Source organism: Rhodococcoides sp. S146-33 (assembly GCF_059489205.1).
Window position 1 is genome coordinate 330,734 of record NZ_JCAJWY010000002.1, and the last position, 17,568, is coordinate 348,301.

Consider the following 17,568-nt stretch of genomic DNA (forward strand, 5'->3'; position numbering starts at 1 on the left):
ACAGATCCTGACACGATTGCCGACGGTCACGCCGTCGTCGCAAGCAGTGAGAGCAACAACTCCGCGCGCACCCGCGCGGATGTCAGATCCACCGCGAGTAGTTCCTCGCAGCGCGTGATGCGGTTACGGAGCGTGTGCCGGTGAACGGACAATTGCGCGGCCGCGGTCTCCCAATGCCCGTTGGCCTCGAGGAAGGCCCGAAGTGACGCCACCAGATCGGCGGTGTGGACGCGGTCGTACTCGGCCAGCACGGCGATGGTCACCGCGGCCATGGCGCGCAACGACTCCTGCACCGGTTCGGAGGCCAACAACATCGATCCGGTGAATTCGACGATGCGATCGTGGGATCCGGCAGCCGCGCAGGCGAGCGAGGCTTGTCGGAGCGCTGCGGGAGAATCGGTGATATGCAGGCGGGAGCTGAGGCCGGCGCACGTCGATCGGGGTAACGAATCCAATAGGCGCGCAACGAATGTGATGTCGTCGGAGCCGCGGAGCAGAAGCGTGCAGCCTGTGTCGGTGGTTCGGGCGAAGGTGGGCCGCCCCCGGAGCCGACACTCGGCATCGATCGCGTCGACGATGCGCTCGGATGGTCCGCGAACCACCGCCACCCTGATGTGAGAGTCCTCGTCGGCGGCATCGGTGAGGTAGCTGGGAACGTCCGTGGTCAGGTGTCCGTCGAGGAGCAGTCCGAGCGCCAGGGTGTTGAGCCTGGACTGTTCGGCGCGTAGGCGCGCCGGTTTCTCGAGTTCGAGCGTCACCAGTGACACGGCATGCCCGAGGAGGATTTGCTCGACGCCGGTCATCGGTCCAGCGGTGCGGATGGCCAGGAAAGTCGCAGCGCTGCCGGTGATCGGGACAGAATGCAGACTCACCGTGCGACCCGGTTCGCTCACCGAGACCGTGGCGGGCGACGCCGACGGACGGATGCTGCGAGCGATGTCACGAGCCTGGTCGACGAGGTTCGATGCGTCTGTCGGATGGAACGATTCGGTGCGCCGGCCGATCAATGCCACCGATGTCGATGTCGCAACGGCGAGTTCCCGGACGATCGCGTCGACGCCGCCGTGCAGAGCTGCCCGGGTGATGCGGTTCTGCACCGACGCAGCGCGAACGACCTGCTCGTACTCCTGCTCGGAGATTCGCTTCATGACCGCCCGAATGACGGCAGCGAACGGAGTGTCGTACGGAACTTCCACGACCGGCAGGCCCACGTCGTCTGCGGCGTCGAGAATGTGTTGGGGAATAGTGCTGTGGGACAGACCGGTTCCGAATCCGAGGCACGCGACACCCGCGGTCGACAGGGTGCGAACGTAGGTGTCGAGCGCGGGACCGTCGGAGTCCAAGCCCAGCCCGGTCGTCAGAATCAGCTCGCCACCCGATAGCCAGGGGCTGGGGTCGATCAGTTCGGTTGCTTGCGCGAAGGTGATGGACGCAGAACTGCGCTCGGGTCCGCCGCGATGACTCAGTCGAAGGTGTCGCTGCCTCAGCAGCCAGGACATCTGCACGCTCACCTCTCGCACTGTAATCCCAGGGTCGACGAAACGGAGTGTGATCGGCCTATGGGTTGGACGAAATGGCAGCCGACGCGGCGATCGAACAGCCGCATACTTGCTGGACCAGCCCAGATGAAAGGTGCGACCATGGCCTCGATCGAGTACCGACTTCCGCAAGAGCGCAACATCGTCACCGCGTTCCCCGGACCCAAGTCGTCGGCATTGGCGGAACGCCGCAAGGCCGTCGTCGGTGCAGGCGTTGCGTCGACGCTGCCGGTTTATGTGGCGGACGCGGACGGCGGCGTCGTCGTCGATGTGGACGGAAACTCGCTGATCGATCTCGGTGCCGGAATCGCCGTGACGACCGTCGGTGCCTCGAACCCGGCTGTCGTTGCCGCCGTGCAGGATCAGGTCGCGCACTTCACTCACACCTGCTTCATGATCGCGCCGTACGAGGGGTACATCGCCGTTGCCGAGAAGTTGGCCGAGCTCACCCCCGGAGATCACGACAAGCGCACGGTCCTGTTCAACAGCGGTGCCGAGGCAGTCGAGAATGCGGTCAAGATCGCCCGGCACGCCACCGGACGCACAGCGGTCGCCGTGTTCGACCACGCCTACCACGGCCGCACCAACCTGACGATGGCACTGACCTCGAAGTCGATGCCGTACAAGAGCGGTTTCGGGCCGTTCGCTCCCGAGGTCTATCGGGCCCCGATGTCCTACCCCTTCCGGGAAGGACTCAACGCCGACGGTTCTACGGTCACCGGCGCGCAGGCTGCCGCACGAGCAATCTCGGTCATCGAGAAGCAGGTGGGCGCAGCCAATCTCGCGGCCATCCTCATCGAGCCGATTCAGGGTGAGGGCGGCTTCGTCGTACCGGCCGAAGGGTTCCTGCCGGCACTGGCGAACTGGGCGCGCGAGAACGACGTCGTCTTCATCGCCGACGAGGTGCAATCCGGATTCACCCGAACCGGTGCCTGGTTCGCCAGTGAGCACGAGGGCGTCGTGCCGGACCTGATCACCATGGCGAAGGGCATCGCGGGCGGAATGCCGCTGGCTGCGGTCACCGGCCGCGCCGACCTGATCGACGCCGTGCACCCCGGCGGACTCGGCGGGACGTACGGCGGCAACCCCGTCGCGTGCGCCGCCGCTCTGGCGTCCATCGAACAGATGGAGACGCTCGACCTCAATGCCCGCGCCCGCGAGATCGAACGCATCGTGCTCGACCGACTGCATGCGTTGACTCCGGACGTCTCCATCATCGGTGACATTCGCGGACGCGGAGCCATGCTGGCCGTCGAACTGGTGGTGCCCGGTGGACGCGAGCCCAACCCCGAGGCCACCAAAGCCGTTGCGGCTGCGGCACTCGAGGCCGGGGTGATCGTGTTGACGTGCGGTACCTACGGCAACGTCATCCGCTTGCTGCCGCCCCTGGTGATGTCCGACGAGCTGTTGGACGACGCGCTCACCGTCCTCGAAGGTGCACTTCGCTCTGTGGCACAGGGGAACTGACATGTCGGCTCAGGATTTGATCGCCTCGCTGCCCACCGATCTCTGGCTCGGCGGAGCCCAGTCTCCGTCGGCGTCGGGTGCCCGATTCTCGGTACTGAACCCGGCGACCGGCGAGGAGTTGACCACCGTCGCCGACGCCACGGCGGCCGACGGGATCACCGCGCTCGATCTGGCGGCTGCGGCACAGGGAGGGTGGGCGGCAACTCCGGCCCGCGAGCGGGCGGAGATTCTGCGGCGTGCCTTCGACCTGCTGCAGGCGCGCGCCGCCGATTTCGCTTTGTTGATGACCCTCGAAATGGGGAAGTCGTTGGCGGAGAGCCGCGGTGAAGTGAATTACGGCGGCGAATTCCTACGCTGGTTCAGCGAGGAAGCCGTTCGGATCGGCGGACGATACACCCCTGCGCCGGCAGGCAACGGCCGAATTCTGGTGACCAAGATGCCCGTCGGCCCGGTGCTGGCCATCACCCCGTGGAACTTTCCGTTGGCCATGGGAACGCGCAAGATCGGGCCCGCCCTGGCTGCCGGATGCACCGTCATCGTCAAGCCGGCCGAGGACACTCCGCTCACGATGCTCCTTCTCGGGCAGGTGTTCGCCGATGCGGGGTTGCCCAGTGGGGTGCTCTCGATACTTCCGGCCTCCGACGCTGCGGCGGTCACCGGACCGCTGATGGACGACCCGAGACTGAGGAAGGTCACGTTCACCGGATCGACCGGAGTCGGAAAGCTGTTGGTACGCAACGCAGCCGACCGTTTGCTTCGAACGTCGATGGAGCTCGGTGGCAATGCCCCCTTCATCGTGTTCGACGACGCGGATATCGACGCGGCCGTGGACGGGGCGATGCTCGCCAAGATGCGCAACGGCGGCGAGGCCTGCACGGCAGCCAACCGCCTGTATGTCGCGAACTCGGTGCGGGAGGAATTCACCACGAAATTGACGGCGCGAATCGAGGCCTTGACGGTCGGTGCGGGTGACCGAGAGGGCACCGACATCGGGCCGCTCATCAACGACAAACAGCGTAGAACGGTCACAGCCTTGGTCGACGATGCCGTCGCGAAGGGTGCTCGGGTGCGCACGGGCGGCACAGCACCGGACGGGCCCGGATTCTTCTTCACGCCGACGGTTCTCGACAGTATCCCGGCGGATGCGAATCTGTTGCAGGACGAGATCTTCGGACCCGTCGCGGCCGTGATCGGATTCGACACCGAGGACGAGGCGGTGGAGGCCGCCAACGACACCCGTTACGGGTTGGTGGCGTACTTCTACACCGAGAACCTCGACCGCGCCCTCCGGGTGTCGGAGGCTCTGGACACCGGCATGGTCGGGGTCAATCGCGGTGCGATCTCGGACGCGGCTGCCCCGTTCGGTGGCGTCAAGGAATCGGGCTTCGGGCGCGAAGGCGGGTCGGAGGGCATCGAGGAATACCTCGAAACCAAGTACATCGCGCTGCAGTAGCCGGCGCACATAGCGCTCCACTCTGCGACCGTCCGTGCGGAGAACTCCGATCGACGGCCGGGAGTGGAGCGACACGTGCCGGCCCGCTCTCAGCCCTGCGCGGCGGCGATCCGGTCTTCGGCCAGACGATCGGCTGCGGCTCCCAGCAGAATGCCCTCGGCACGCGCGATGGCGAAGATGCCGGAGACGGTGTCGCGGATCTTCCCGATCGTGGCCATCACCTGGGCCGAATCCTTGCCGCGCAGTTCGCCTTCCACCTGGATCAGTCCACCGGCATTGGCGACGTAGTCCGGTACCCACACGATTCCGCGCGCCGCCAGCATTGCCTCGACCTCGGGTGTGAGCAGCTGATTGTTCGCTGCACCGCAGACGATGGATGCCGACAACCGGGCCACCGAGGTCGCGTCGAGGGTGGCACCCATGGCGCACGGTGCGTAGACGTCGACATCCGCACCGATGATGTCGGATCCGATGGTGACCCCGGGGAAGTCCAGGGCGATGCGATCGAGTGCGGGTGCGTAGGAGTCGCTCACGAGCACGTCGGCACCGGCGTCACGAAGCAGGGCCACGAGGTTGTACCCCACTTTGCCTGCCCCCTCGACGCCGACGCGCTTGCCGGTCAGATCGTCGGAGCCCCAGACCGATTCGGCTGCTGCCCGGAGTGACAGGAAGACTCCGAGTGCGGTCTGTGGACCGCTGTCTCCGGTGCCGCCCGCGGTGGTGTTCTTGCCGACGACGTGCGCCGTCTCTTCGGCGATGATGTCGAGATCGTTGCTGTTGGTGCCCACGTCGCCTGCGGTGACGTAGGTTCCGCCGAGGGACTCGACGAATCGACCGTATGCGTTCAACAGCGTCGGGGTCTTGATGGCGTTGGGATCACCGAGGATCACGGCTTTTCCGCCGCCGAGATCGACGCCCGCGACGGCTGCCTTGTACGTCATTCCGCGGGAGAGCCGCAGTACATCGGTCAGCGCATCCTGCTCGGATGCGTAGGGGTAGAAGCGCGTTCCACCGAGCGCCGGTCCCAGGGTCGTGGAATGCACCGCGATGATCGCGCGCAGCCCGGTGTCGCGATCCTGGCAGAACACGACACGCTCGTGCGCGGAGTCGCGCGGCATATCGGAACGATCGAAGACACCTGACTGCAGGTGGTCGGGCGGGGTGGTCACGGCGGCGGGGCGGTCGGCAACGACGGACACAGGCGTCTCTTTCGGTGGTGAGGCGGCGGTACCGGAAATGGGTGGTATCCGGGATCATGTCCGTCGAAGGCTGCCGTGAACGTGCACGCTGGTCAACCGCCGTTGCCGAGATCATGCATCTTGCACGGTGGCGAGCGAATCGGTCTGGCAGAGCTGGTCTGCCTGCTCAGCGTCGGCCGTCTTCGGCGAGCTGTTCGAGCAACGGCTTGGTGCGGTATTGGATCAATTCCGACATGGCGATGGACATGTTGGTGCGCTCGACTCCGGGTATCTCGAGAATCAAGCCGGCTATGCGATACAGGTCGTCGGCGTCGACGGCGGCGATGCGGATGTGCATATCTGCAGCTCCGGACAGTCCGAACACCTCGAGTACCTCGGGGATGGTGCGGAGATTCTCGGTGACCGCGGCCAGCATGTGCTGACTGACCCGTGCGGTGACGAACGCCTGCAGGGGTCGCCCCAGCGACTTCGGTGGGATGCGGTGATCGATCGGGGTGAGAGATCCCTTGTCGTCCCATCGACCGAGACGCGCTTGGACGGTGTTGCGCGACAAGCCCAGTGTCGTCGCGAGTTCGACCCCGGTGGCCCGTGGCTTCGCACACAGTGCGAGGAGAAGCTTGGCGTCGGTCTTGTCCAAATCGGTCATTGCGCACTTTCTGTAGCTCGGTCGTTACCCAATATTGTGCAGGCTGCGCAGTTGTGAAGTCATCACTTGTGCACTCTGGATGTCGGTGGTGTCCTTGTGAAGGACATCACATCAGGACGGAGAGTGCCAGGACCATGAACACCAACTCGCTGGTTCAACTGATCAAAGAATCGGGAACAGTGGTGCGCAACGAGACCTACTCGCCTCTCGTCGCCGATATCGACACGGCCGCGATGATGGAGATGTACCGCGATCTCGTCGTCGTCCGGCGCATCGATGCCGAGGCCACCGCGTTGCAGCGGCAGGGCGAACTGGGTCTGTGGGCACCGTTGCTCGGTCAGGAAGCGGCGCAGGTCGGATCCGCTCGTGCGCTCGACACCGAGGACTTCGTATTCGCGAGCTACCGCGAGCACGGCGTCGCCTACTGCCGCGGAGTGGACCCCACCCAGATGCTCCGGTTCTGGCGCGGATCGACGCTGTCCGGCTGGGACCCGTACGAATACCGCATGACCACGCCGGCGATCATCGTCGGATCTCAGGGCTTGCACGCAACCGGATACGCCATCGGCATGCAACTCGAGGGAGCCGAAGGCGCGGCCATCACCTACTTCGGAGACGGTGCAACCAGCCAGGGCGACATCTCCGAAGCACTCGGTTTCGCCGCCAGTTTCCACGCGCCGGTGGTGTTCTTCTGTCAGAACAATCAGTGGGCGATCTCCGAACCGGTGACGGTACAGACCAAGACGACGATCGCCGCACGCGGCGAGGGATACGGAATCCCGTCGGTGCGTGTCGACGGCAACGACGTCCTCGCCGTCCTGGCCGTGACCAGGGCAGCCCTCGCTCGAGCCCGAGAAGGCAGCGGCCCGACGCTCATCGAGGCCGTCACCTACCGGATGGGCCCGCACACCACATCCGACGATCCGACGCGGTATCGGTCGGGTGCCACCGACGACGAGTGGCGCGCGAAGGATCCGATCGACCGAATCGAGAAGCTGCTCAAGCGAATCGGCGTGTTCGACGACGCGTTCGCCGCTTCGGTGAAGCGCACCGCCGACGACGTCGCTGCGGAACTCCGCCGTGGGTGCCTCGAGACCGTCGAGCCGGAAGCGATGTCGGTGTTCGACAACGTCTACGCCGATCCACACCCCCTCCTGGACGACGAGCGGGCCCAATTCGCCTCGTACCAAGCTGGATTCGAAGGAGCAACGTCATGACCACCCTGGAACGGCCCACCAGTCTTCCGTTGGGCAAGGCCATCAATGCAGGTCTGCGACGAGCGATGGAGAACGACCCGAAAGTCCTGCTGATGGGTGAGGACATCGGCAAGCTCGGCGGCGTCTTCCGCATCACCGACGGGCTGCAGAAGGACTTCGGACCCGGCCGCGTTCTCGACATGCCGCTGGCCGAATCCGGCATCATCGGCACCGCAGTCGGACTCGCGATGCGGGGATTCCGGCCGGTGTGCGAGATCCAGTTCGACGGGTTCATCTACCCGGCCTTCGACCAGATCGTCTCGCAGGTCGCCAAATTGCACTACCGCACGAGTGGCAACGTGAAGATTCCGATGACGATTCGCGTGCCCTACGGCGGCGGAATCGGTGCCGTCGAACATCACTCGGAGTCTCCCGAGGGCTACTTCGCGCAGACCGCGGGCCTTCGTGTCGTCACCTGCAGCAATTCCGCAGATGGCTACTCGATGATCCAACAGGCCATTGCCAGCGACGACCCCGTGTTGTTCTTCGAGCCGAAGCGGCGATACTGGGAGAAGAGCGCGATCGACCTGGACTCCACCGACCTCGACGCGTCGTACCCGCTGCACCGGGCACGGGTGGTCACCGAGGGCACCGACATCACCCTCATCGCGTACGGCCCGCTTGTCGCGACCGCCCGCAAGGCCGCCGAAGTTGCTGCCCACGAGGGAATCTCCATCGAGGTCGTCGATCTGCGTTCACTTTCCCCGATCGACTTCGAGACCATCGAAGCCTCGGTGCGCAAGACCGGACGTCTGGTCGTCACCCACGAGGCACCGGTGTTTATGGGTATCGGCTCCGAAATCGCCGCACGGATCTCGGAACGGTGCTTCTACAACCTGGAGGCACCGGTGCTGCGCGTCGGTGGCTTCGGGACCCCGTACCCCGCGTCGAAGCTCGAGAAGTTCTATCTCCCCGACGTCGACCGGATTCTCGACGCGGTCGACCGCTGCCGCTCCCACTGACCTTCCGCTCGCTGCCGCCGACAGACACCGAACAGGATTCGACGATGCCCACCATCCAGAGTTTTCCGTTGCCCGATCTCGGGGAGGGCCTCACCGAGGCCGACCTGTTGACCTGGCTCGTCGCCGTCGGTGACACGATCGAGTTGAACCAGAACATCGCCGAGGTCGAAACGGCCAAGGCTGCCGTCGAACTTCCGTCACCGTTCGCGGGGGTGGTTGTCGCGCTGCATGTCTCGGAGGGTGACACCGTCGAGGTCGGGGTACCGATCATCGACATCCGAGTCGGCGGCGACAGCGAAGATGACACACCCGCACCAGCTGTGGAGGAAGCAAGCCCGGCCGAAGACAGTGACGAGCGCGTCCCGGTTCTCGTCGGCTACGGCGTGGCGAAAGAGGGCTCCAGTCGACGCGGCGGTCGGGGAACACCACCGGTCACTGCGGCACCGAACGGGCAGAACGGAAAGCCGCTCGCCGCACCGCCGGTCCGAAAGTTGGCCAAGGACAACGCCGTCGATCTTGCGGAGGTACCCGCGAGCGGAGTCCGCGGCGACGTCACCCGCGAGGACATCGAGTCGTACCTGCAGGGCGAACCCACGGCCGCCGAGCTGGTCCCTCAGAGGCGCGGCCGCGAAGAGCGCACCCCGATCAAGGGAGTGCGCAAGCACACGGCGGATGCGATGGTGCGCAGTGCGTTCACGGCCCCGCACGTCACCGAGTTCGTCACGGTGGACGTCACCGAGACCCTGGAACTGCTGGATTCGCTGCGAGCGTCCGACCACTTCACGGATGTGCGGCTGACACCGCTGGCACTGGTGTCCAAGGCAGTTCTCGTTGCCCTGAAATCGAATCCGTCGCTCAACTCGTCCTGGGACGAGGCGGCGCAGGAGATCGTCACCAAGCACTACGTCAACCTCGGCATCGCCGCGGCGACTCCACGCGGCCTGATGGTGCCGAACATCAAGGACGCACACGAGCTCTCGTTGGTGGACATCGCGCGTGCACTGGCAGATCTGACGCGTACCGCGAAGGAAGGCAAGAGCAGTCCGGCCGACCTCGCCGACGGCACAATCACGATCACCAACGTCGGCGTGTTCGGAGTCGACGCCGGCACGCCCATTCTCAATCCCGGCGAAGCGGCCATCCTGTGCTTCGGTTCGATTCGCCGAATGCCGTGGGAATACGAGGGTGCCATCGCTCTGCGTTCGGTGACGACGCTGTCGCTGTCGTTCGATCACCGTCTCGTCGACGGTCAGCAGGGATCGCAGTTCCTCGCGCTCGTCGGTCGGTTGTTCGGCACCCCGATGGATATGATCGCCTTGAGCTGATGCACGCAGCTCGGCTCGCTGGAGACAGCTCGACAGAGACAAGGGTGCGAGAGTGGCCGAGGCGATCGACGAGTACTTCCTGAAGCAGGTTCGGTCCGCCCGGTCCGGTGGCTCCGTCGTCGCCGACCCGGATCGTCTGCTCCGGTACTTCGATGCGCAGCTCGCCAGCCGGCATCTCGACTTCGCGGCTCGGTGGTTGCAATCCGAGGGCTTCGGTTACTACACCATCGGATCGTCCGGCCACGAAGCCAACGCAGCCGTCGGGGCAGCAACCGAGATCACCGACCCGGCGCTACTGCACTACCGCTCCGGTGGCTTCTATGCCGCACGTGCACAACAGTATTCGGATTCGACCCCCATCCGGGACGTGCTGGCGAGTCTGGTCGCCTCGACTCGCGACCCCATGTCCGGCGGACGCCACAAGGTGTTCGGACATCCAGCTCTGGGCATCGTCCCGCAGACGTCGACCATCGGATCCCAGGTGCCGCGCGCGGTCGGTCTGGCGTTCGCGCTCGGTCGGGCGAAGGCGCTGCGTCATCGCACTCCATGGCCCGAGAACGCCGTTGTGGTGTGCAGCTTCGGCGACGCTTCGGCCAACCACTCGACGACGGTGGGTGCGCTCAATTCGGCTGCCTACTGTGCGCATCAGTCCGTTCCGATGCCGATCCTGTTCGTCTGCGAGGACAACGGGATCGGCATCAGTACCCGATCGCCGCGGGGATGGATCGCTCAGTCGCTCTGCCGATTTCCGTCGATCGAGTACGTGCGTGCCGACGGCGACGATCCGGTAGCACTGATGCGCACCGTCGACTCCGCCGTCGCTAGGGTGCGCAATCGGCGGCGTCCAGTGGTGCTCCACCTCGAGACGGTGCGGCTGATGGGACACGCCGGCTCGGATGCCGAACTCGCCTACCGCTCGAGTGCGGACATCATCGGTGACTACGAGCGCGATCCGTTGCTGACCAGTGCTCGTGCGTTGGTCGACGCCGGGATCCTGACCGTCGCCGACGTCGAGGGCCGCTACCAGGCGATGCGCAAGACCGTGATGAGCGAGGCCGAGGCGACGGTCGACTCCCTGCGCTCCGGCGAAACGGCGCGACTGGCGACCGCAGAGGCGGTGATGGCTCCGCTGACCGATCGGCGACCGACCGCTGTAACCGCCACCGAGCAGAGCCTGCGACCTGCAGTGGGCAGGGACCGTCTGACACTCGCCGCCATGATCAACCGGACCCTCACCGACATCATGACGGCGCGACCGGACGTGCTCGTGTTCGGCGAGGACGTGGCCGTCAAAGGTGGCGTGTACGGCGTCACGAAGGGTTTGCGCAAGAAGTTCGGCGCAGCACGAGTTTTCGACACTCTGCTCGACGAGCAGACGGTGCTCGGCACCGCCCTGGGTGCTGCGCTCGCCGGCTTCGTCCCGATACCGGAGATTCAGTATTTGGCGTACCTGCACAATGCCGAGGACCAATTGCGCGGTGAGGCCGCGTCGCTCAAGTTCTTCTCGGATGCGCAGTTCACCAACGGGATGGTCGTGCGTGTCGCCGGTCTGGCGTATCAACGCGGTTTCGGTGGGCACTTCCACAACGACAACGCGGTCGCCGTTCTACGCGACATTCCGGGCATCGTGGTTGCGGTTCCGAGTTCGGCGGCCGAGGCCGCCGGTCTTCTGAGAACCTGTGTGGCACTGGCCGTTGAAGAGGGGCGAGTGTGCGTATTTCTGGAGCCCATTGCGCTCTATCACCGCACCGACCTTCTCGACGGGGACGGTGCATTGCGCTGTGCCGACAATGTCTCGACCGAATTCGGCACAGTTGGTACGTATCTCGATGGCGATGATCTGGTCATCGTCACGTTCGGTAACGGAGTGGTGATGAGCCGATGCGCGGCGTCGACATTGCTCGAACGCGGGATTGCGGTGACGGTCGTGGACCTACGTTGGATAGTTCCCCTGCCGGCCGAGGATCTGTTGCACCGGCTGGCACGTTTCGATCGAGTGCTGATCGCCGACGAGACCCGGCACGACGGGGGAGTCGGGGAGGGGGTCGTGACCGCTCTCGTCGAGGGCGGCTACGACGGTGCCATCACCCGAGTCTCGAGCGCGAATTCGTTCGTCCCTCTCGGCGGCGCGGCCGATCTCGTCCTCCTGTCGGAGGACGACATCGTCGCGGCGGCCGTGCGGATGATGGACGTCGGTTGACCTAGTGAACCGATTGTGCGGCGGTGGGCGCATCGCTGTCGCTGCGTGCCGGTGCCCGGATGAAGAACGACGCGGCGACTGCCACCAGTGATACGGCCCCGCCGTAGAGGAATGCGGTGTGGATACCGGCCTCCGAGCCGCCCGCAGTGTTTGCGCCGTCGGCGATTTCGGCTGCCGCCGTGTTGGACATCACGGTGACGAACAGTGCGGTACCGGCAGCACCGGCCAGCTGCTGAACCGTGCTGAAGATGGCACTGCCGTGCGAGTACAGCTGGGTGGGTAGCGATCCCAGCGACGAGGTCATGAGCGGCGTCATGATGAGAGCCAGACCCGCCGAGAGCAACATGTGGATACCGATCACGAGCGGCAATGCAGTCTGCGCGTCCAGGACGGTCATCGACCAGAGCGCGCCGCTCACCACCACTGCACCGGGAATGACCAAGGGACGCGGCCCGATTCGATCGAAGATGCGCCCGACGAACGGTGCGAGCAGCCCCATCAGCAGTCCGCCGGGTAGCAGCATCAGTCCGGTGTCGAGAGTGTCGAGTCCGCGGACGTTCTGCAGATACATCGGTAGCAGGATCAGTGCTCCGAACAAGGCCATCATCGAAATCGCGATCATGCCGAGTCCGATGCTGAAGGTGGGAGTGCGAAATGGTCGCATGTCCAGCAACGCGCCGCCCTGCTCCTGACGCGAGACCTGCCGGAGAACGAACACCACCAGTGCGACGATGCCGACGATCAGCGGCAGCCATACCGGCACCACGGACTCCTCGGCCGAGTGGCCCAGGCTGCTCAACCCGTAGACGATGCCGCCGAAAGCCAACGCGGACAACACGACCGAGGCTGGATCGAACGACGGCCGACTGGTCTCGGTCACGTTTTTCACCAGAGTGGTCCCGATGGCGAACGCGATGAGTGCGATCGGAAGTACGAGCCAGAACATCCAACGCCAGTCCAGCGAATCGAGGATGACTCCCGAGATCGTCGGACCGATCGCGGGTGCCACAGCGATGACGATGGAGATCACGCCCATCATCGCGCCGCGCTTGTGCGCTGGAACCACAGTGAGGACGGTGGTCATCAACAGCGGCAACATGATCGCCGTGCCGCTGGCCTGAGTGATGCGTCCGAGCAGGAGCATTTCGAAGCCCGGCGCTGAAGCAGCGAGCAGAGTGCCGACGGTGAACAGCGTCATTGCCGCTACGAACACCTGACGCAGAGTGAAGCGCTGGAACAGGAAGCCGGTGACGGGGATGACGACCGCCATCGTCAGCAGAAATCCGGTGGTGAGCCACTGCGCCGTCGTCGCTGAGATAGTCAGGTCGACCATCAGGGTGGGCAGCGCCACGCTCATGATCGTTTCGTTGAGGATCATGACGAACGCCGCGATGACAAGGATGCCGATCAGTAACTTGCTGCCCGGAGCGAGTTGCGCGTCGGGTGTCCGGTCGATGTCAGATGTGGTCATGTGGCGAGAACTTTCGGGTTATGGGTGCTAATTGTGGAGCTGACTCTTACCAAGACAGCTTGAACCATTCTGACAGTCACTGTCAACTTGAAAATCACTGGTATGTTGACAGCAGAATGGGCGAGTGACCGATGAACGGAGGACGATGAGCGATCGAGTACCGGATCTGCGAGAGCGACGTCGTCGCGAAACCCTTCTCGAGATCACCCGTGCCGCGCTCGATCTGTTCGAGACGCAGGGCTGCGCTGCGACGACAGTCGACCAGATCGCACGCCGGGCCGGTGTATCGCCGAGCACGTTCTTTCGTAGTTTTGCGTCCAAGGAGGAATCCGTTCTCGGCCTCGCCCCGGAGTTCGAGCTCGACTTCGACGCCTGGCTGGCGTCGACGGCACCGGAAGGCGTCACCCTCACAGCGATCGAAGCACTCTACGAGCGATCCGTCGAACAATTTTCCGCTGCACCCTACGAGGCGAGGGATCGTCTTCTGCGTACTCGGCGGTTGATCGGTCGTGACGACCATCTGCGGGCCGCCGCTTTCGCGGCCGACGCCATGACGCTGTGCCGCGTCACCGATTCTGTGGCCGCCAAGATCGGTGGCCACGAATCACGTTCCTACGCAAGGCTACTGGTCGAGGGGTCCGGGATGGCCATGCGAATCGCATTCGACGACTGGGCCGAGCGCGTCGACGGCGGGCAGGACGCCGACCTGGTGGACATCTATCGAACCACGGTGAACGATCTACGCCGCGTCGTGGCCGGCTGAGCGTGTCGTTGTGAATGGAACTTCGTAGCAGGGGTCGAGTTTTCGTGCACGTGGCGCGCAGCGCCTCTCACCGGAAGCGCTGCGGATCCAGGTCGGCTGCCCGTAGTCCGCGCTCGGTCACATCGACAGGCAGAGGTTCTCGACGAAGCAGTGCAGCCCCCACTCGGGCCAGTGCCGCGCACGTCTGAATTCCGTACCCACCCTGACCGGCACACCAGAAGAAACCCTCGATGTTCGGATCGAATCCGACGACCGGCGTTCGGTCGGGCACGAAGCTGCGCAAGCCGGCCCAGGACGACCGCACGTGCCGCGCCGTCAACGTGGTCGCCTCGGCAATGTCGTCGAACGCCCGGGCGATCTCCAACTCGTCCGGGCGTGCATCGCTCGGTTCGGTGGGCGTCTCGTCCGCAGGCGAGCACAGTAGTTGTGCGCCTTCAGGTTTGATGTAGAACTTCTCGTCGATGTCGCTCAAGGTCGCCAGGTGTGCGGTATCGAGACCGTCCGGTGCAGCCACCATGAACACCGAACGACGCATCGGCACGAGTCCGATGGGCTCGGCACCCGCCATCGCTCCGAGGACATCCGCCCATGCGCCCGCGGCGTCGACGACGAGTGGAGCAGTGTGGACAGACCCGTCGGTGGTGTGCGCGTGCCACAGGCCGTCGATGCGCCTCAGCGACCTCACCTCGGTCCCGGTGTGGACACGCCCACCTCGATCGCGGAGTCCCCGCACGTAGCCCTGATGCAGTGCATGCACGTCGACTTCCATCGAATGCGGCTCGTACAGAGCGCAATCGATCAGTTCGGGGCGCAGCGGCGGAAAGAACGTGCGCGCGTCAGTAGGTGAGACCAGTTGTGCGTCGGGTGTCAATCGGCTGACGTCGGCGTACATCGCCTCGAGCGCGTCGCCTCGTCCGGTGGACGCGAACTGCAGCAGGGGGCGCGGGGCGAGCAGTTCGGATCGAAAGTGCTCCGGCGGATTCTCCAGGAAGTCACGGCTGGCCGTCGTGAGAGCGCGAATCGTGTTGTTGCCGTAGGTTTCCAGAAACAGAGCAGCCGAGCGTCCGGTGGTATGGAAGGCCAGAGTGTCCTCGCGCTCGAGCAGGGTGACTCGGTGATCGATCGCGAGTTCGTATCCGAGCGAGACACCCCCGATTCCGCCGCCGACAACCAGTACATCGGTGGTAGGCGTGTCGTGAGCAGACGTGCTCATCGAGTTCTCCCGTTCTTCGGCTGGTTGATTTTCGGCTCGGAGGTCCATTGAGCGCCGGGGCCGACCGCCTCGTCGAAGATCAGCCAGGTTCGCGTCGACAGTATGCCGTCCAGTCCCTGCAACTTGTCGAGCACCAAATGTCGGAGCGCCGATGTGTCGGGAGCGCGGACCAGAACGAGCGCATCGAAATCACCACCCATCAAGCTGACGTGCTCGACGAACGGATAGGTACTCAGGTCGTCGGCCACGGCACGCCACGAATCCTGCCGAATGGACAGAGCCACATAGGCGGATGCGCCGACTCCGGCCTTCTCGTAGTCGATGCGTGCGGTGAACCCCTCGATGACGCCCTCGTCGAGGAGGCGGTCGACGCGCACATAGGCGTGGGCACGGGAGATGTGGGTTGCCTCGGCCAAGGCGCGCATGGACATTCGGCCGTCGCGGCTCAGTTCGGTGACGATGCGCCGATCCACGTCGTCGAGCTCGTACTCGGTCTCTGCCATCCGTCCACTCCAGGTCGTCCATGGGAGGTCTTCATGGACAGAATGCCATAGGAGGCATGTATATGAGCCATACATCTACATTTGTGTCTCTGATTTGAAAGCTGGTCCACTGACCCGCACTCTGTGTAGAACAGACAAGCCGAGACTAACACGTGCAGAAGGGGTACCGTATGACCACGACGGACACGCTCGATCACGTCACCACCTCGGTCGCGCGGCGCGTTCGCGAGGGATACGAAGCAGATTTCGTCGAATGGACCGATCGCGGTATCGATCTCGTCCGAACTTTCCCCGGCTTCCTCGGTGGTGGCTGGCTGCGCAGTTCCGGCGGATCCAACGACTACCACGTGGTGTACCGGTTCGAGACCCACGACCACCTCGACGTTTGGCTGCACTCGGACTCTCGACGCCGTTGGCTCAGCAGCGGTCGCCCTATCGCCGACGACGTTGCAACACATCGGCTTTCCGGCGTGGAGGGATGGTTCGAGCCGCAGTCCAATCTGACCGACGCAGTTCGAGTGATCGGTGGTCCGCCGCCCCGCTGGAAGCAGGCGATCTCGATCGGTGTGGCGTTCTATGCCGTCAGCTTGTTGGTCAACATCGTCCTGACCCCGCATTTGACGGGGTTGAACGTGGCCCTGCGAACGGCGGTCGTGGTGATGATGTGCACACCGTTGATGGTGTACGTGGTGATGCCGTTCGTCACCTCCCGGCTGCGGAAGTGGCTGGTTCCCCGCGCCTGAGCCCAGCTGCGTTTGTTCGCAGCCTCGGTTCTATACAGTCGAGATCATGCCCGACGCCCGTGTGCACAACCAGTTCGCGCTCGACGGGGCCTGGAACTTTCGAGACCTCGGCGGTGTCCGCACTGTCGACGGCTCGAAGATCCGGCCCGGAAAGTTCTATCGCGCATCGGAATTGAGTGCTCTCACCGAGAGTGGACAACGAGCCGTCCTCGATCTGGGCATACGCACCGTGTTCGACCTTCGCGGTAATTCCGAGATCGTACGAAGTGGTGTCGACAGAGTTCCGGACGGTGTGCAGTCGATCTCGATGCCGTTCCGCGACGACACCGGTGACCGCGCTCCGCACCAGGCCCCTATCCACGACGAACAGAGTCAGGTCGACTACCTGCACCGCTCGTACGCAACGTATCCGGTGTTACCCGGGGCAGCGCACGCGATCAAGCATGTGGTCGAGGCTGTTGCCGCCGGACGGGGCGGGGTTCTGGTGCACTGCGCCGCAGGTAAGGATCGGGGCGGGTGGACGGTCGCGACTGTGCTGCGGGCCGTCGGAGTGAGCGAGGACGAGATCCTCAACGATTACCTCGCCAGCAATGCTGCAGTGGAGCCGTTGCTCGCCCATGTGCGGCGGACGTGGGCGGGTATCGATGACGCCGACGTGCCCGGGACGGCGTTGCTGGGAGTCCGAGCGTCCTACCTGGAGCGCGGAATGCAGGCTGTGACGTCCAATCACGGGTCTTTCGAGGGGTATCTGAGTCACCTGGGTATCGACGAACACCTGCGAGGACGACTTGTCGCCGAATTGGTACAGGACTGAGCGGTACCCTCTGCG

General features: G+C 64.6%; 15 protein-coding genes. 9 read left to right on the plus strand and 6 right to left on the minus strand.

The window, feature by feature from the left end; translation table 11 throughout:
* Positions 1-26: 26 nt before the first annotated feature.
* Complete coding sequence (locus tag AC5WEY_RS10260) at positions 27-1,511, minus strand: PucR family transcriptional regulator (RefSeq protein WP_495645831.1); 1,485 nt, start codon at positions 1,509-1,511, stop codon at positions 27-29.
* A 129-nt stretch (positions 1,512-1,640) separates the two neighbouring features.
* Here AC5WEY_RS10260 and gabT point away from each other — a divergent pair, with 129 nt between their 5' ends.
* A complete protein-coding gene (gene gabT / locus AC5WEY_RS10265; protein WP_495645832.1) occupies positions 1,641-3,005 on the plus strand; it encodes a 4-aminobutyrate--2-oxoglutarate transaminase in 1,365 nt (454 codons plus the stop codon).
* Between the two features lies 1 nt (position 3,006).
* Positions 3,007-4,458, plus strand: a complete 1,452-nt coding sequence (locus tag AC5WEY_RS10270) for an NAD-dependent succinate-semialdehyde dehydrogenase (RefSeq protein WP_495645833.1) — start codon at positions 3,007-3,009, stop codon at positions 4,456-4,458.
* An 89-nt stretch (positions 4,459-4,547) separates the two neighbouring features.
* Here the strand turns inward: AC5WEY_RS10270 and AC5WEY_RS10275 are convergent, their stop codons facing one another.
* Entirely contained in the window at positions 4,548-5,576 is a 1,029-nt protein-coding gene (locus AC5WEY_RS10275; RefSeq protein WP_495646527.1) for a Glu/Leu/Phe/Val family dehydrogenase, read from the minus strand.
* A 247-nt stretch (positions 5,577-5,823) separates the two neighbouring features.
* Positions 5,824-6,303 (minus strand): Lrp/AsnC family transcriptional regulator, encoded by a 480-nt coding sequence (locus AC5WEY_RS10280; RefSeq protein ID WP_495645834.1) that lies wholly within the window; start codon positions 6,301-6,303, stop codon positions 5,824-5,826.
* A 134-nt stretch (positions 6,304-6,437) separates the two neighbouring features.
* Between AC5WEY_RS10280 and pdhA the strand changes: the two genes are divergently transcribed.
* The 4 genes from pdhA to AC5WEY_RS10300 are packed head-to-tail and all read left to right on the plus strand — an operon-like array spanning position 6,438 to position 12,046.
* The gene (pdhA, locus tag AC5WEY_RS10285) at positions 6,438-7,520 is read left to right on the plus strand and encodes a pyruvate dehydrogenase (acetyl-transferring) E1 component subunit alpha (RefSeq protein ID WP_495645835.1); all 1,083 of its coding nucleotides are present in this window, start codon (positions 6,438-6,440) and stop codon (positions 7,518-7,520) included.
* Positions 7,517-8,521 (plus strand): alpha-ketoacid dehydrogenase subunit beta, encoded by a 1,005-nt coding sequence (locus AC5WEY_RS10290; RefSeq protein ID WP_495645836.1) that lies wholly within the window; start codon positions 7,517-7,519, stop codon positions 8,519-8,521. The genes pdhA and AC5WEY_RS10290 overlap by 4 nt, the downstream gene beginning before the upstream one ends.
* 44 nt (positions 8,522-8,565) lie before the next feature.
* A complete protein-coding gene (locus tag AC5WEY_RS10295) occupies positions 8,566-9,846 on the plus strand; it encodes a dihydrolipoamide acetyltransferase family protein (RefSeq protein ID WP_495645837.1) in 1,281 nt (426 codons plus the stop codon).
* A 52-nt stretch (positions 9,847-9,898) separates the two neighbouring features.
* On the plus strand, positions 9,899-12,046 hold the full coding sequence (locus AC5WEY_RS10300; protein WP_495645838.1) for a thiamine pyrophosphate-dependent enzyme: 2,148 nt from the start codon (positions 9,899-9,901) through the stop codon (positions 12,044-12,046).
* Between the two features lies 1 nt (position 12,047).
* Here the strand turns inward: AC5WEY_RS10300 and AC5WEY_RS10305 are convergent, their stop codons facing one another.
* Entirely contained in the window at positions 12,048-13,517 is a 1,470-nt protein-coding gene (locus AC5WEY_RS10305) for an MDR family MFS transporter (RefSeq protein ID WP_495645839.1), read from the minus strand.
* A 145-nt stretch (positions 13,518-13,662) separates the two neighbouring features.
* On the opposite strand from AC5WEY_RS10305, the gene AC5WEY_RS10310 reads away from it, so the two are divergent.
* Positions 13,663-14,280: a TetR/AcrR family transcriptional regulator gene (locus AC5WEY_RS10310; RefSeq protein WP_495645840.1), complete on the plus strand. Its 618-nt coding sequence runs from the start codon at positions 13,663-13,665 to the stop codon at positions 14,278-14,280.
* Positions 14,281-14,347: 67 nt separating this feature from the next.
* Here AC5WEY_RS10310 and AC5WEY_RS10315 read toward each other — a convergent pair whose 3' ends face one another.
* On the minus strand, positions 14,348-15,493 hold the full coding sequence (locus AC5WEY_RS10315) for an NAD(P)/FAD-dependent oxidoreductase (protein ID WP_495645841.1): 1,146 nt from the start codon (positions 15,491-15,493) through the stop codon (positions 14,348-14,350).
* Complete coding sequence (locus AC5WEY_RS10320; RefSeq protein WP_057475730.1) at positions 15,490-15,996, minus strand: Lrp/AsnC family transcriptional regulator; 507 nt, start codon at positions 15,994-15,996, stop codon at positions 15,490-15,492. Before AC5WEY_RS10320 ends, AC5WEY_RS10315 begins: the two co-directional genes overlap by 4 nt.
* A gap of 170 nt (positions 15,997-16,166) precedes the next feature.
* Between AC5WEY_RS10320 and AC5WEY_RS10325 the strand changes: the two genes are divergently transcribed.
* On the plus strand, positions 16,167-16,739 hold the full coding sequence (locus AC5WEY_RS10325; protein WP_495645842.1) for an antibiotic biosynthesis monooxygenase: 573 nt from the start codon (positions 16,167-16,169) through the stop codon (positions 16,737-16,739).
* A 46-nt stretch (positions 16,740-16,785) separates the two neighbouring features.
* Entirely contained in the window at positions 16,786-17,553 is a 768-nt protein-coding gene (locus tag AC5WEY_RS10330) for a tyrosine-protein phosphatase (protein WP_495645843.1), read from the plus strand.
* Positions 17,554-17,568 lie beyond the last annotated feature (15 nt).

What these genes read in the sequence shown, in the direction of transcription:
- gabT (WP_495645832.1), top strand. Translation starts at nt 1,641, where the DNA reads ATGGCCTCGATCGAGTACCGACTTCCGCAAGAGCGCAACATCGTCACC.
- AC5WEY_RS10270 (WP_495645833.1), top strand. Translation starts at nt 3,007, where the DNA reads ATGTCGGCTCAGGATTTGATCGCCTCGCTGCCCACCGATCTCTGGCTC.
- AC5WEY_RS10275 (WP_495646527.1), bottom strand. Translation starts at nt 5,576, where the DNA reads ATGCCGCGCGACTCCGCGCACGAGCGTGTCGTGTTCTGCCAGGATCGC.
- AC5WEY_RS10280 (WP_495645834.1), bottom strand. Translation starts at nt 6,303, where the DNA reads ATGACCGATTTGGACAAGACCGACGCCAAGCTTCTCCTCGCACTGTGT.
- pdhA (WP_495645835.1), top strand. Translation starts at nt 6,438, where the DNA reads ATGAACACCAACTCGCTGGTTCAACTGATCAAAGAATCGGGAACAGTG.
- AC5WEY_RS10290 (WP_495645836.1), top strand. Translation starts at nt 7,517, where the DNA reads ATGACCACCCTGGAACGGCCCACCAGTCTTCCGTTGGGCAAGGCCATC.
- AC5WEY_RS10295 (WP_495645837.1), top strand. Translation starts at nt 8,566, where the DNA reads ATGCCCACCATCCAGAGTTTTCCGTTGCCCGATCTCGGGGAGGGCCTC.
- AC5WEY_RS10305 (WP_495645839.1), bottom strand. Translation starts at nt 13,517, where the DNA reads ATGACCACATCTGACATCGACCGGACACCCGACGCGCAACTCGCTCCG.
- AC5WEY_RS10310 (WP_495645840.1), top strand. Translation starts at nt 13,663, where the DNA reads ATGAGCGATCGAGTACCGGATCTGCGAGAGCGACGTCGTCGCGAAACC.
- AC5WEY_RS10315 (WP_495645841.1), bottom strand. Translation starts at nt 15,493, where the DNA reads ATGAGCACGTCTGCTCACGACACGCCTACCACCGATGTACTGGTTGTC.
- AC5WEY_RS10320 (WP_057475730.1), bottom strand. Translation starts at nt 15,996, where the DNA reads ATGGCAGAGACCGAGTACGAGCTCGACGACGTGGATCGGCGCATCGTC.
- AC5WEY_RS10325 (WP_495645842.1), top strand. Translation starts at nt 16,167, where the DNA reads ATGACCACGACGGACACGCTCGATCACGTCACCACCTCGGTCGCGCGG.
- AC5WEY_RS10330 (WP_495645843.1), top strand. Translation starts at nt 16,786, where the DNA reads ATGCCCGACGCCCGTGTGCACAACCAGTTCGCGCTCGACGGGGCCTGG.